Raw genomic sequence first — 13,350 nt, forward strand, 5'->3', positions numbered from 1 at the left:
GGGTGAACTATGAAATACCAGTGCATCCTGGATGACGTGCCCAACTACACAGCCTTCCTCACCGTGGATGAACTGCGCGCCAGCGCCCATCGTTTGGTCGAAACACACCCAGAGCACGTGAGGCTCATGCCCATCGGCAAGTCCAGGCGTGGCGAGCCCATGGAGGCGCTGGTAATTGGCAACGGTCTACACAAGGCGCTGCTTTTCGCCATGCCTCATCCCAATGAGCCCATTGGCAGCATGACCCTGGAATACCTATCGTGGCGGCTGGCTGAGGACGCCGCACTGATTGAGGAACTGGGTTATATCTGGTATATGGTGAAATGCATTGACCCGGATGGCACAAGGCTCAATGAGGGATGGTTCAAAGGGCCCTACACGCTGGAACACTATGCCCGCAACTATTACCGGCCGCCTGCCTTCCAGCAAATCGAGTGGACCTTCCCGGTGGACTACAAGACACTACACTTCCACAATCCATTGCCAGAGACGCGGGCCTTGATGCATCTTATGGAACAGGTATCTCCTGACCTACTGTACTCATTGCACAACTCTGGATTCGGCGGTGTTTACTTCTATGTTTCTGGTGGCAATCCGCGTTTCTACCAGGAACTGCACGACCTGGTAGCAGGGGAGGAATTGCCATTGCACCTGGGCGAGCCAGAGATGCCATTTATTAAGCCATATGCGCCTGCTATCTTCCCCGAAGTTAGCGTGCAGGACATATACGATTACTATGCGGCCAACAACCCAACTGACCCTGCCGTCATCATGCGCCAGGGTGCGTCCAGTTTTGACTATTTGCGGGGTCTAGGTACTGGCTTCTCAATCGTCTGCGAGATGCCGTATTTCTACAATCCCAAAATTGTGGACACCAATCCATCGGATATCATTCGCCGTGATGCTATCCTCCAGTCAGTTGCCCGTGACCGCGAGTACGATGCCTTTCATCGCCGCCAATTCGAGGCTGTAGCCGATCTGTTGACCGCGCCGTCACCTTTTGTGGAGACCATCCAGGAATGGCTACGCATTTTCCCTGAGAGCGCCGCCGCCTTAGAGAATTGGGCCCGGAACGATCCGCAGACGGCGAGGCCAGGCACAGTAGCCGAGGTATTTGACAGCCTGGTAGTGGGCAAATTTTATCGCCTGTTCACCTTGGGGTTGTTGCTGCGTGCTTTCACTCACCAGATGGCGGTAGGCGGCGAGCACCCGCGTTTGCGCCGGGCCTACGAGGAGGTCGAAGTGGAGTTCGAGCGCCAAAGCGCGGAGGTAACTCGGGAACTGGACTACCACGTTATCCCCATCCGTAAACTAGTGCGGGTACAATTGGGGGCTGGCCTATTGGCAGCGGAACTGGCTCGGGAGATGGTCTGATGCCGGAACTGCCTGATCTGGAGATCATCAAGGATGTGCTGCGCGAGCACGTGGTGGGTTTGAGCATCGAGGGTGTCGAGGTGCGCAAGCCCGTCGTGACCCGCGACCTGATCGGTGATGGTTTCCAAGCCGGACTATTCGGGCGCAGTATCAACCGTGTGGAACGGCGGGGCAAATTTCTCATCTTTACGCTAGCTGGCGAGCGTTATCTGGTCATTAACCCTATGCTGGCGGGACGGATTCGCTTGTGTCCGCATTGGGAGCGCCAAACCCCGGCACCCATCGTAGTTCTGCAACTCTCCAACAAGACTGACCTGCGCTACAGTGACCCCAAACTCATGGGTAAGGTATATCTCGCTGATGACTTGCGCGCTGTCCCTACTTTCGCCGCGCAGGGGCCCGAGGCGTTAGACCCCAAACTGACATTAGACGTCTTCAAAGAGCGACTGCGTCAGTACCGAGGCGAGATCAAGGGCATCCTCACGAACCAGGCTTTCATCGCCGGCATCGGCAATGCCTATGCTGATGAAATCCTCTTCCGCGCCCGCATCTACCCTTATAAGAAACGCCCCCGACTCACACCTGCGGAAATCGAGACTTTGTACCAGTCCATGCGCGACGTGTTGACAGAAGCAATTGACGTGTTGCGCACACGAGTGGGGACTGACATTCACATTGAGATCCGCGATTTCCTGCAGGTGCATGGGAGAGGTGGCCAACCTTGTCCTCGCTGTGGTACGCTTATCTCCGAGATCACCGCCCACCAGCGGCTCACCAATTTCTGCCGCACCTGTCAGCCAGGCACGCTGATCTGCAACTGAATTCACGCAGTTTGACATTCTCGCAAAACTTGCTTATTATTAGAACAAAAGTTCTATGACCGTACCGAAGCGTCGCAGGGGGACACCTGCTGGGCGGATCGTGTACGGAGGAGGAATTTGATGTACGAGGATAGTGAAGCGCTAAATCCGCAGGTCGTGGAGTGGCTGCTGGAACCAGAAAACCCTTCGGTGCGCTATTTCACCCTTGTGGATCTCCTCGAGCACCCGGCCAATGATCCTGATGTGACTGCCACCAAGGCTGCCATTCCGCAGAGTAGCACAGTAGCCAGCATCTTCGCGGCGCGAAAACCAGCTGGATACTGGGGCAAGTCGCGGGACTACTACATCCCGAAACATTATTCCACTTTCTGGGTGCTTTCTATTCTGGGCGATCTGGGCCTGACTTCGGAGGATGAGCGCATCCGCGAGGGGTGCGAGTTTATGTTCTCCCACCAGCGAGAAGATGGCGTTTTCCGTCGCCAGCGTCATATCCCCGGCAGTTGGGGTTGGGAGCGAAACGGCGAACCGTGTACCCACGCCCGGATTGTACGTTTCCTCATCCAATTCGGTTATGCCGACGACCCACGCACACAGGCTGCGATCGACTGGCTTATCCAGACCCAACGTGGGGACGGCGGTTGGCTCTGTGCGCGCTCCAACACGCGCCACGCCTGTTTGCGCGCCACCTTGGACTATCTACGAGCCGCTGTCCTCCTGCCAGACACCTGGCAAATGGAGACGACACAACGAGCAGCCGAATTCGTTGCCGCGCTCCTGATGGAGCCGAATATGGGCCACTATCATGTCTCTGACGCTTGGACAGTGCTGCAGTATCCCTACTTCAACTACGGCGTGCTCCCAGCCCTCAGCGCACTCACCGTCCTGGGTTATGGGCGTGCTCATCCCAAGATAGCCAAAGCCCTCGATTGGCTCTTGGACCGCCGCCAGAAGGATGGCACCTGGATATTGGACGAAGAGGTATTCCACCCGCCAGCCGATTTTGGGCGCGCAGGCAAACCCAACAAATACATTACCCTCGACGCCCTGCGGGTATTCAAGTCTGTGTTCCGGTGATCCGCGGAGGTATGTTATGCCACAGTTGAAAACAGGCGTGGCTGATCTCCCTTTACACTACGGACGAGCCCCCAAATGGCTCTTCCAGCGTATGACAGCCTTAGCCCGCGAAGTGGCGGTAATCTTAGTTTCTGAGTTCGGGACGCAAGAGGTATTACGTCGCCTGTCGGACCCGTACTGGTTCCAGGCCTTTGGCTGCGTGCTAGGCTTTGACTGGCATTCGAGTGGTTTGACCACTACCGTCTGTGGCGCATTAAAAGAGGGCATCAAGGGGTTGGAAAACGAGTTAGGTTTTTTTGTGGCAGGAGGCAAAGGTGCTACCTCGCGCAAAACACCGGCGGAGATATTGAGACACGGAGACTATATCAGCGTTGACCCACAGAAACTCATCTACGCGAGTCGTATGTCGGCTAAAGTAGATAACACTGCCCTCCAGGACGGCTATCAGATTTATCATCACACCTTCGTCTTCGATCGGGCAGGCCGATGGTGTGTGGTGCAGCAAGGTATGAATCCGACGAATCGCTACGCTCGTCGTTATCACTGGCTGGGCGAGCAAGTGAAGGACTTTGTGTGCGAGCCCGAAGCAGCCATCTGTTGCGATGCCCGTGGAGAGACTTTGAATATGGTAGCGCAGGAGAGCGATGGGGCACGAAAGGCAAGCGCCATGCTGGCCGGGCAAAGGCCAGTGTGGTTGTTGGGCGAACTCAAGCGCCTTAAACGGTTGGAATTGCCTGCCCGCCACGCGATGCTAATCGAGGACATTCAGCCTGACCATCTAGCGAAAATCCTCCTTGCCACTTATGAACGGCAACCGGCAGATTTTGAGACCTTACTAAGCATGGAAGGCGTCGGCCCCAAGACGATCCGTGCTCTCAGTCTGCTCTCCGAGGTCGTCTACGGAGCGCCAGTGAGTTTCCGTGATCCGGCGCGTTTCAGTTTTGCCCATGGTGGTAAAGATGGCCACCCCTTCCCGGTAGATCGCGAGACGTACGACCGTTCCATTAGCGTGCTAAACCAGGCTATTAAGCAGGCGCGGCTGGGGCGGCGAGAAAAGGTCGAGGCTTTCCGGCGGCTTTCTCTGTGGGCGCAACGGATTGGAAGGTGAGCGGTTTTGCATGAGGATGGAAGATTCACCGTCTCCGGGCAGCATGACAGAACACCCGGTTTGTATATCCTGACCTGGAGTGAGGCCCAGGGGCCAAAAAAGAAACCAGGATCGTGCTGGCACTAGCCGAAGCGCTCATCATTGCTTTGGTCTGGCTAGCGCAATCCCAGCAGATCCACTCTTCCCCAACACTAGCACCTAGGATGACATTGGTAAAAGCCCTCGCACCCCCTTGAAGACCCTCACACCAACGCCCTTGATCCATCCGATGGGCGCCAAACAGTGCTCATGGGTAAATACGGATACAATGCGAACGGAATACCTTATGGGCAGGCATGGGGCACCATCTGGGTGGTCAATCAGGGTGGAAGGAAGGCGAATAGCCTCGCCGCTTCGCCTCATCTTTCTAATATTTCCAATCGGGCCGCCAGTCTTTTCCGTTGCTCTTGATAATTGGTTACTTTGGTCCTTTCTCTATCCACTACCTCTTGCGGTGCCTTTGCCAAGAAGTTCTCGTCTGACAGTAGCGCCTCGGCACGAGCGAGTTCCTTTTCCAACCTCGCCAATTCGGACTCCACCCGCTCGCGCTCCCGTTCTAAGTCCACCATCCCAGCCAGTGGCAGGTAGGTCTCGATGCTGGCGGTTACCAGTGCTACTGCGTGCTTGGGCTTTTCCTCCAATTTGGCAGTGATCGTCAGCCTCTCCGGGTCCAGGCGGGCCAATTTGACGAGGATGTCCCGTTGCGCTTCAATAGTTCCTTTCTTTCTGCCGGCAATGACTATTGCCGGGATGGAGCGCCCAGGGTCCACTTCGTATTCGGCGCGGGCATTGCGGATAGCGCGCACCATCTCCATCAGCATCTCCATTTCCCACCGTGCGGCATTATCTTCGCGGTCAGGTTTTGGCCAGGATGCCAACATGAGCGTTTCGCTCTCATGGGGCAAGTGTTGCCAGATCTCTTCGGTGATGAAAGGCATATATGGGTGCAGTAAGCGCAATGCTCGCTCCAATACGTGGACCAACACTTTTTGCGCCGTGGCCCGGGCTTGTGAGTCATCGCCATAGAGAGCGATTTTGGAGATCTCCACGTACCAATCGCAGTACTCTCCCCACAGGAAGTCGTGAATCTGGCGACCGGCCTCGCCCAATTGCCAATCTTCCAGCGCCCTGGTGACGCTGCCGGTCAATTGGCTCAGGCGAGTGAGAATCCAGCGGTCAGCCAGGGTCAGGTATGGCTCATCCCAGATGTCGTCCCGCGGTGGCTCGTAGCCATCCAAGTTGGAGAGCACAAAGCGGGCTGCATTCCAGATCTTATTGGCGAAGTTACGCCCCGCTTCCACCTTTTGCAGGCTGAGTTTGAGATCATTACCTGGTGTGGAGGCTGTAACCAAAGCATAGCGCAGTGCGTCACAGCCATACTTCTCGATAACCTCCAACGGATCAATGACGTTGCCCCAAGAGCGACTCATTTTCTTCCCGTGCTCATCACGCACCATGCCGTGCAAATACACGTATCGGAAGGGAATATCACCTGTGCATTCCAGCCCCTGCATGATCATGCGGGCCACCCAGAAGAAAATGATGTCGTAGCCAGTCTCCATTACTGTGGTGGGGTAAAAATAGCGGAGGTCCTCGGTATCATCTGGCCAGCCCAGCGTGGAAAAGGGCCACAGGCCAGAGGAGTACCAAGTGTCCAGGATATCCGGATCTTGACGGATGTTTTTGCTGCCACAGGCACACTCCGTCGGGTCTTCCTCGGCCACTATCATCTCACCACAATCATCGCAGTACCACACCGGGATGCGATGTCCCCACCAGAGTTGCCGCGAGATACACCAGTCGCGGATATTCTCCATCCAATTGAAATAAACTTTCTCAAACCTTTTTGGAATAAACCGGATGCGCCCCTCTTTCACAACGCGAATGGCAGGCTCGGCCAGTGGCTTCGTCTTCACAAACCATTGCTCGGAGATGAGCGGTTCGATGATGGTGTCACAACGCTGACAGTGACCAACCGCATGAGTATAAGGCTCCACTTTCACCAAGAGACCTTGCCGTTCTAGGTCCGCCACCAAGTTCTGACGACACTCAAGGCGATCCTGGCCAGCATAGGGACCCGCGTTGTCATTCATCGTACCATCCGGGTTGAGGATGTTGATCGCACCGAGGTTGTGCCGCTGTCCGATTTCGTAGTCATTCGGATCATGGCCAGGCGTCACTTTCACCGCACCGGTACCGAATTTCCGGTCCACGTGCTCATCGGCGATGATAGGAATTCGCCTTCCTAAAATAGGCAGGATAGCGATGCGACCCACGAGATCCTTGTAGCGTCGGTCGCTTGGGTTTACAGCCACCGCTGCATCGCCCAGGATGGTCTCAGGTCGTGTAGTGGCCACCGTGATATATTCGTCAGAGGGTTGGTCATCAGGGCCTACCAGAGGGTAGCGCACGTACCACAAATGGGTTTCCTGCTGGTCATGAATGACTTCGAGGTCGGAGATAGCGGTATGGCAACGGGGGCACCAATTCACCATATAGTTCCCGCGGTAGATCAGGCCCTTTTTGTACAGTCGTACGAAACTCACCCGTACAGCACGGGAAAGCATTTCATCCATAGTGAAACGCTCGCGGGTCCAATCGCAGGAACACCCTAGACGGCGCAACTGCTGGTTAATCAGATGGCCGTACTTTTCTTTCCAGGCCCAGGCATATTCCATGAACTTTTCGCGACCAAGGTCCCAACGGGTCAGACCCTTTTTAGCGAGTTCTTTCTCAATCACGTTGTGCGTGCCAATGCTGGCGTGATCGTTGCCGGGCAACCAGAGAGTGGGTTCGCCCATCATGCGATGCCAACGGATCAGGATATCCTGGATGGTCATGGTGATGCCATGCCCCATATGGAGTTCCCCTGTGATATTAGAAGGAGGCATGGAAATAACAAAAGGCTTTTTGCTCCAGTCTATCTCGGGCGTGAAAAAACCGCTCTTTTCCCACCACTGATATAGGCGCTCCTCTACTTGTTTGTGGTCATAGGTCTTCGGCAACTCTTTCTTGGCCATGATTTCGTCCCCTCCCCGTCGCTACGTATGAAAAAGCCCCTTCCGTCTCCAGGACGAAAGGGGCCAAACCCTCACGCGGTACCACCCGGTTTCCGGCTGAACGCATTGTGCCCAACCGGCTCTCTCTGCTGTAACGGGCATCCCCGTACTGGCTTACTGCTCGTTCAGCCAATCGACTCCCAGGCGACCTTCGGCCCGCTGTTCCCAGCAGGGGCTCTCAGCCCACGGCCCCCGCTCTCTGTATGGCCAGCCAGGCTTACTCCTCCTGTTCCTAGTCTTTAAACTGTTTTTTCCTTAATTCTAGTATATTCCAATTTGTCCCCATTGTCAAAAGATGCACAACCCTTTTCATTCTGCACGAGCACACTCTCCGCCTCTGCCGCGAAGGATTTCTATGCCATGGGGAAGAGCGGGCAGGATGACATTCAGGCACTCCTCAACTGCCTTCGGGCTGCCCGGGAGGTTGATGATCAAAGTTTGCTTTCTCACCCCGCTGACCGCTCTGGATAGCATGGCGTGTGGGGTGTTTTTCAGGCTTTCATAACGCATGGCCTCTACAAAACCAGGCGCCTCTTTATCAAGCACTGACTTGGTAGCCTCGGGCGTTACATCTCGAGGGGAGAGTCCTGTTCCACCTGTGGTAAGCACGAGATCGGTATCAACCTCATCCGCCAAGTATCTAAGCCTCTGAGCAATGATATCCGATTCATCCGGGATTATCTCTTGGTGGATGATTTCTGCCCCTAAGGAAGCCAATTTCTCCGCAATAACCTTTCCACTCAAATCCTCACGTTCGCCGCGGAAGCCCTTATCGCTTATGGTCAAAACGGCAACTTTCATGCCTACTTCACCTCCTTTAGGCGCAGTGGACCTGAGGATTTTGATTTCATCCCCAACCTTTATCTCGCCGCCTTGAAGCACTTTTGCAAATATTCCCTCGGTGGGCATGATACATTCTCGCAGCCGATGGTAGATAGCGCACTTGGTGTGACAGGTTTTCCCGTGCTGGGTAATTTCCAGGATTGTGCTCCCCCCTATTGTCAAGCGCGTGCCCAAAGGGAGTGATAGGAGGTCGAGACCTCGGGTGGTGATGTTCTCTGCAAAATCGCCGGGGCCCACATCGAAGCCAAGCGCCTGCATCTTTTGGATACTTTCTTCGGCGAGCAAACTCACCTGGCGATGCCAAGGGCCGGCATGCGCATCACCTTCTAGCCCATGGTCTGCCAGAACCTGGCACCGTTCCAGGGGTCTTTTCTGCACCCCTTTTTTCTCGCTCACGTTCACCGACACTACCACTCCCTGGCTCTCCATGTATCTCTCCTCAGGCGTTCCGGGTACCTGGTGCTTCATTGCTCTTCCTCCCTCACGAAGTTACCCGACTTACCACCTGACTTCTTCACTAACCTGATATCCGTCAGGGTAATCATCCGATCCACAGCCTTGCACATGTCATAGATAGTCAGCGCGGCAACAGCAACGGCAACGAGGGCTTCCATTTCCACGCCAGTTCGATCGTGAGCCTTGACTGTGGCCTCAATTTCCACAGCAGAACTTTGCTCATTGATGGCCAAGTCAACATCCACCACGGTGAGGCGGAGAGGATGACACATGGGAATGAGTTCGTGTGTTCTCTTGGCAGCCATGATGCCAGCCACTTGTGCCACCGCTAACACATCACCCTTCTGAATGCCCTTGGCTTGGATTAGTCCCAGGGTCTCGGGAGACATCAGGACCCGCCCCCTGGCTGTGGCCTCGCGAACAGTGGGTTCTTTTTGGCTCACATCCACCATCCGGGCTTTTCCACGCTCGTCCAAATGAGTGAATTCTTTCATTGCTCATCCCCCGATCTGAGACATCCTACGCTTCAGGCTCGCTTCCCGGACAGAAATCCTGTCCTTGGGTTTGTTGACCAGAGCCTCTCGTATCAACTCCACAATCGTTTGCGCAGAAGCCCCTTGGCGCAGCGCTGCTCTCACATCTATTTCCTCATCGGAAAAGAGGCAAGTTCTCAACTGACCATCTGCTGTTAGGCGAAGGCGATTGCAACGGGAGCAGAAATGGCCACTGATTGGACTGATAAAACCTATGGTTCCCAGCGCCCCCTTTAACGTGTAATATCTGGCAGGCCCTGCTCCTGTGGGGGGTGCGATCTCATTTAGTCCGCCAAAGATCTGGAACTGTTCCATCATCTCGACACAAGGCACAAATCTATCCTCTAACCCCTGGTTGAAAGGCATGTACTCGATGAACCTCACGTGGATAGGATACTCGTAGATGAACGGAGCGAATTTTGTGAGATCATCGTTCAGCCCCCGTAAAACAACCACGTTGATTTTCACCGGATCGAGCCCCGCGTTGAGAGCAGCGGTTACGCCAGCCAAAGCTCTTCTGACATCACCTCCACGCGTTAGACGAGAATACACGTCTGCGTCCAAAGAGCCCAAACCTATATTAATGCGCTTTAATCCCGCTTCGGCCAGAGGATGCGCGTAGTCCTGAAGCAGGATGCCATTGGTGGTCAGGGAAATGTCCTGAAGATTTGGGACCTGCGAGAGATGGCGCACTAACTCCACAATACCCTTGCGTACAAGAGGCTCTCCACCAGTGAGCCGTATCTTGGAAATGCCAACCTCCACCGCACACCGGGCAAAGAATTCGATTTCCTCGTAGGTGAGGATCTCACTGCGGGGTTTGGGCTGTATTCCCTCCTCCGGCATACAGTAAACACACCGCAAATTGCATCTATCGGTTATGGACACGCGCAAATAGTCAATTTTGCGCTGGTACGAATCCACTAGTACAGGCACGCAGGCCTCCCTGGTCTGTCCTTTCAGTGGTCTTCCGGCATATCTATCAAGTGAACTTTCACTTTCTCCCCGGCTTTGATCAAAGCCGCTTCTTTGGGGATCAAAGCCAGACCATTTGCCAGGGCCATACTCTTCAGTATCCCCGACCCCTGGGATCCCGCACTCGTGGCGTGGTAAACGCTATCCCTGCATTCCACACGAACTCTCACGTAATGCATTCGTCCTGGCTTTTTGGCGATCTCATGGGTCAGAGTGGCCTCAACCTCCGGTCGAAAGAGTTTCGCCCTGCCCATCATCTTCAACAAGGTGGGACGCACGTACTCCTCGAAACAGATCATCGAACTACCAGGGTTACCCGGCAGGCCAAAGATCGGCTTGCCTTGGAACACCCAAAACGCTAGGGGCATCCCAGGTCTTTGTGCCACTCTCCAGAACTTGAGTTCTGCACCCAAGCGCTCGAGTACCATTTTGACAAGGTCATGCTCACCTACCGATACCCCAGCCGTCGTTACGACCACATCGCAATGGAGAGCCTCTCTCAGTTTGGCACTGATGCTCTCCACTGTATCCTTAGCAATGCCCACCCTCACGGGTATCCCTCCGCAGGCGATCACCTGAGCAGCCACAGAGTAACTATTGCTATCCCTGATCTTGCCCTGGGTAAGCGGTTGGTCTATCTCTACCAACTCGTTCCCAGTGCACAAAATGGCCACTTTCGGACGAGGCAGGACTTTCACCTTACCCCTGCCCAAGGAGGCTAAGATACCGATGTGAGGCGGACCAATCAACGTATTCGACTTTATGATCGTTTCTCCCTTGCGGATATCCTCTCCTGCAGGGCGAATGTCTTGGCCTTCCTCCACCTCTTGCAACACACAAACCCACTCCCCGCAAATTTGGGTATCTTCGACCCTCACTATAGCATCAGCACCCGCGGGGATGGGCGCCCCAGTGGTGATCTTCACGGCCACACCGGGGGTTACAACCGCATCGCTTACCCATCCCGCTGCCTGATCTCCGGCAATCTTGAGTCGCACAGGATTTTCCCTAGAAGCACCTCGGGTTTCACTGGCTTTCACTGCAAAGCCATCCATGGCCGAGTTATCGAAGGGCGGGATGTCCATATCCGCTACGATATCTTCCGCGAGAACCAGCCCCAGGCTTTCGAGGATATCCGCCTCATATGCGGGAAGCGTCTTGACCTGATCCAAAACGATCGTCTTTGCCTCTTCGGGACTGATCAATTTCTAACCTCCTTCTCCTACAATTCTAACCTCATCGGCAGCCAGATCCCTATTTCTTTATTGCATGCACTGCCGTAGCCTTGAAACTGACTGAAACAATTCGGCCCTCCTTTAGTTCGAGTTCCTCCGCGGATTGCTTGGTCACAAAGGAGACCAAAGGAAATCCGCAATCCAAACACACTTTTACGATTGCGCCTCTGGGTATCACTTTCGTTACTGTGCCCACAAATCTGTTTCGAGCACTGGAGATCGCCTCCTGCCACTCGCCTTCGCCCCTCTGCCGTGTGCTCTTTGTCCCCTGCAGAGTTACATGCTCCGGGCGAATGCACAGGAAGACCTTTTCGCCCACCGAAGAGCTACAAACGGTCTGCACTCTCTCCCCCATCACGTCCACTTCGGCTAACCCGTCCTGGACGGAAACAACGGTCCCCGAGAGAATGGTCTCGACTCCCACAAAGTCCGCTACCCTCTCGTTTACAGGAGAGTTGAATATCTCCTCAGGTGTTCCAATCTGAAGGATCTCGCCCTTATCCATGACCGCCATTCGATCAGCGAATGTCAGCGCTTCCGTTCTATCGTGGGTTACATACACGGTGGTCAATTTCATCTCACGGATGACGCGCTCGAGGTCCTCACTGAGTGCTTCTTTCGTAGGGGTGTCTAGGGAAGCGAAAGGCTCATCAAGCAGGAGAACTTCAGGTTCAAAAACGAGAGCCCGGGCCAGGGAGACTCTTTGTGCTTCTCCCCCAGAGAGCCTCAAGGCATGATGACCGGATAAATGGTGGATATCAAACTTCGCTAGGAATTGATTCACCCGCCTCTCGATCTCTGCCCTGGAATATTTTCTTACCCTCAAACCATATGCGATGTTTTCGAAAACGGTGCTGTTGAAGAGCAAGGGTTCTTGGAAAACCATAACCATCTTTCTTCGGAGCAGCAGTGTATTGGTAGATGGTCCGACGAGCACGCCGCCGACAACGATCTCTCCGCAGGATGGCTTTTCCAACAAATTCAGTATCCTGAGCAAGGTGCTTTTTCCAGCACCGTTGGGCCCGATAACAGCGAAAATCTCCCCAGGGTAAATCTCCAATCGGCTAATAGAGAGCACTCGCTTGCCATCGTACTCATGAATCAGGTTTCTTACTTCCAGGTACGGATGATCCAAGGCCCGCCTCTTTGCTGAATCGTGGTGAGAACCAAATTAACGATAAAAGCCAAGACCAAAAGAACTATGCTCAAGGCGATAGCCATGTCAAAATGCCCCATTCGAGTTTCCATCACCGTCGCCGTGGTTAGGACTCTGGTTTGGCCTTTTATATTGCCGCCCACCATCATTACTGCCCCCACTTCGGAGATGACCCCGCCAAAGCCAGCCATGATGGCAGCGAGAGTGGGCAAACGCGCCTCTTTGATGAGGGTCAGGAGCATCTGACTGTGAGAGGCTCCCAGGGATAAAGCCTGTAGCCTTAACTTCGGATTGATCTGCTGAAAAGCGGCGATCGTCAGACCACACACGATCGGCGCAGCGATGAGCACTTGGGCAATGATCATAGCCGTTGGAGTATAGAGCACCCCCCAGAAACCCAACGGGCCACTCCGCCAGAGAATTATGGTCACAAATAGGCCAACCACAACTGGAGGGAGGCTCATCCCCGTGTTCATGATGGCGATCAGAAGTCTTCTTCCTGGAAATGAAGAGAGGGCGAGGAACATACCCAGCGGAATACCCAGGAGCATGGAGACCAGGACTGCACTGCCAGAAACTTTTACGGATAGTAGAGCAATCTCTATGAGTTCCCGATCTCCCGTGATCAAAAGCATAACCGCTTTTCTGACGCCCTCCCAAATTAGCTCCATCCTCGC

The 13,350-nt window shown here is 54.5% G+C and carries 11 protein-coding genes and 1 other annotated feature; of the genes, 4 read left to right on the forward strand and 7 right to left on the reverse strand.

Features of this window, described 5'->3' with window-relative positions:
* The first annotated feature begins 9 nt into the window (after positions 1-9).
* The 4 genes from H5T64_06075 to H5T64_06090 all read left to right on the forward strand — a co-directional run bounded on the left by H5T64_06075 (position 10) and on the right by H5T64_06090 (position 4,377).
* A complete protein-coding gene (locus H5T64_06075; GenBank protein ID MBC7263914.1) occupies positions 10-1,374 on the forward strand; it encodes a peptidase M14 in 1,365 nt (454 codons plus the stop codon).
* Positions 1,374-2,195: an Fpg/Nei family DNA glycosylase gene (locus H5T64_06080; GenBank protein ID MBC7263915.1), complete on the forward strand. Its 822-nt coding sequence runs from the start codon at positions 1,374-1,376 to the stop codon at positions 2,193-2,195. The genes H5T64_06075 and H5T64_06080 overlap by 1 nt, the downstream gene beginning before the upstream one ends.
* A 120-nt stretch (positions 2,196-2,315) precedes the next feature.
* A complete protein-coding gene (locus tag H5T64_06085) occupies positions 2,316-3,269 on the forward strand; it encodes a terpene cyclase/mutase family protein (GenBank protein ID MBC7263916.1) in 954 nt (317 codons plus the stop codon).
* Between the two features lie 25 nt (positions 3,270-3,294).
* Positions 3,295-4,377 carry a DUF763 domain-containing protein gene (locus H5T64_06090; GenBank protein ID MBC7263917.1) on the forward strand — a complete coding sequence of 361 codons (1,083 nt, stop codon included), beginning with the start codon at positions 3,295-3,297 and terminating at the stop codon, positions 4,375-4,377.
* Between the two features lie 398 nt (positions 4,378-4,775).
* On the opposite strand, the gene H5T64_06095 is transcribed toward H5T64_06090, so the two are convergent.
* From H5T64_06095 to H5T64_06125, 7 genes are all read right to left on the reverse strand, one after another.
* On the reverse strand, positions 4,776-7,436 hold the full coding sequence (locus H5T64_06095; GenBank protein ID MBC7263918.1) for a valine--tRNA ligase: 2,661 nt from the start codon (positions 7,434-7,436) through the stop codon (positions 4,776-4,778).
* Between the two features lie 46 nt (positions 7,437-7,482).
* Positions 7,483-7,718, reverse strand: a binding site (T-box leader).
* Between the two features lie 66 nt (positions 7,719-7,784).
* A complete protein-coding gene (gene mog, locus H5T64_06100) occupies positions 7,785-8,747 on the reverse strand; it encodes a molybdopterin adenylyltransferase (protein MBC7263919.1) in 963 nt (320 codons plus the stop codon).
* A 35-nt stretch (positions 8,748-8,782) separates the two neighbouring features.
* Positions 8,783-9,268, reverse strand: coding sequence for a cyclic pyranopterin monophosphate synthase MoaC (moaC, locus tag H5T64_06105; protein ID MBC7263920.1), 486 nt, complete (start codon positions 9,266-9,268; stop codon positions 8,783-8,785).
* 3 nt (positions 9,269-9,271) lie between these two features.
* Positions 9,272-10,243: a GTP 3',8-cyclase MoaA gene (gene moaA, locus H5T64_06110; GenBank protein MBC7263921.1), complete on the reverse strand. Its 972-nt coding sequence runs from the start codon at positions 10,241-10,243 to the stop codon at positions 9,272-9,274.
* A gap of 23 nt (positions 10,244-10,266) precedes the next feature.
* The gene (locus tag H5T64_06115; protein ID MBC7263922.1) at positions 10,267-11,487 is read right to left on the reverse strand and encodes a molybdopterin molybdotransferase MoeA; all 1,221 of its coding nucleotides are present in this window, start codon (positions 11,485-11,487) and stop codon (positions 10,267-10,269) included.
* A gap of 49 nt (positions 11,488-11,536) precedes the next feature.
* Positions 11,537-12,652 (reverse strand): ABC transporter ATP-binding protein, encoded by a 1,116-nt coding sequence (locus H5T64_06120; GenBank protein MBC7263923.1) that lies wholly within the window; start codon positions 12,650-12,652, stop codon positions 11,537-11,539.
* Positions 12,628-13,344, reverse strand: coding sequence for an ABC transporter permease (locus H5T64_06125; protein ID MBC7263924.1), 717 nt, complete (start codon positions 13,342-13,344; stop codon positions 12,628-12,630). Before H5T64_06125 ends, H5T64_06120 begins: the two co-directional genes overlap by 25 nt.
* Positions 13,345-13,350: the final 6 nt, after the last annotated feature.

The sequence above is a fragment of the Chloroflexota bacterium genome, assembly GCA_014360825.1.
Lineage (GTDB): Bacteria > Chloroflexota > Anaerolineae > UBA2200 > JACIWT01 > JACIWT01.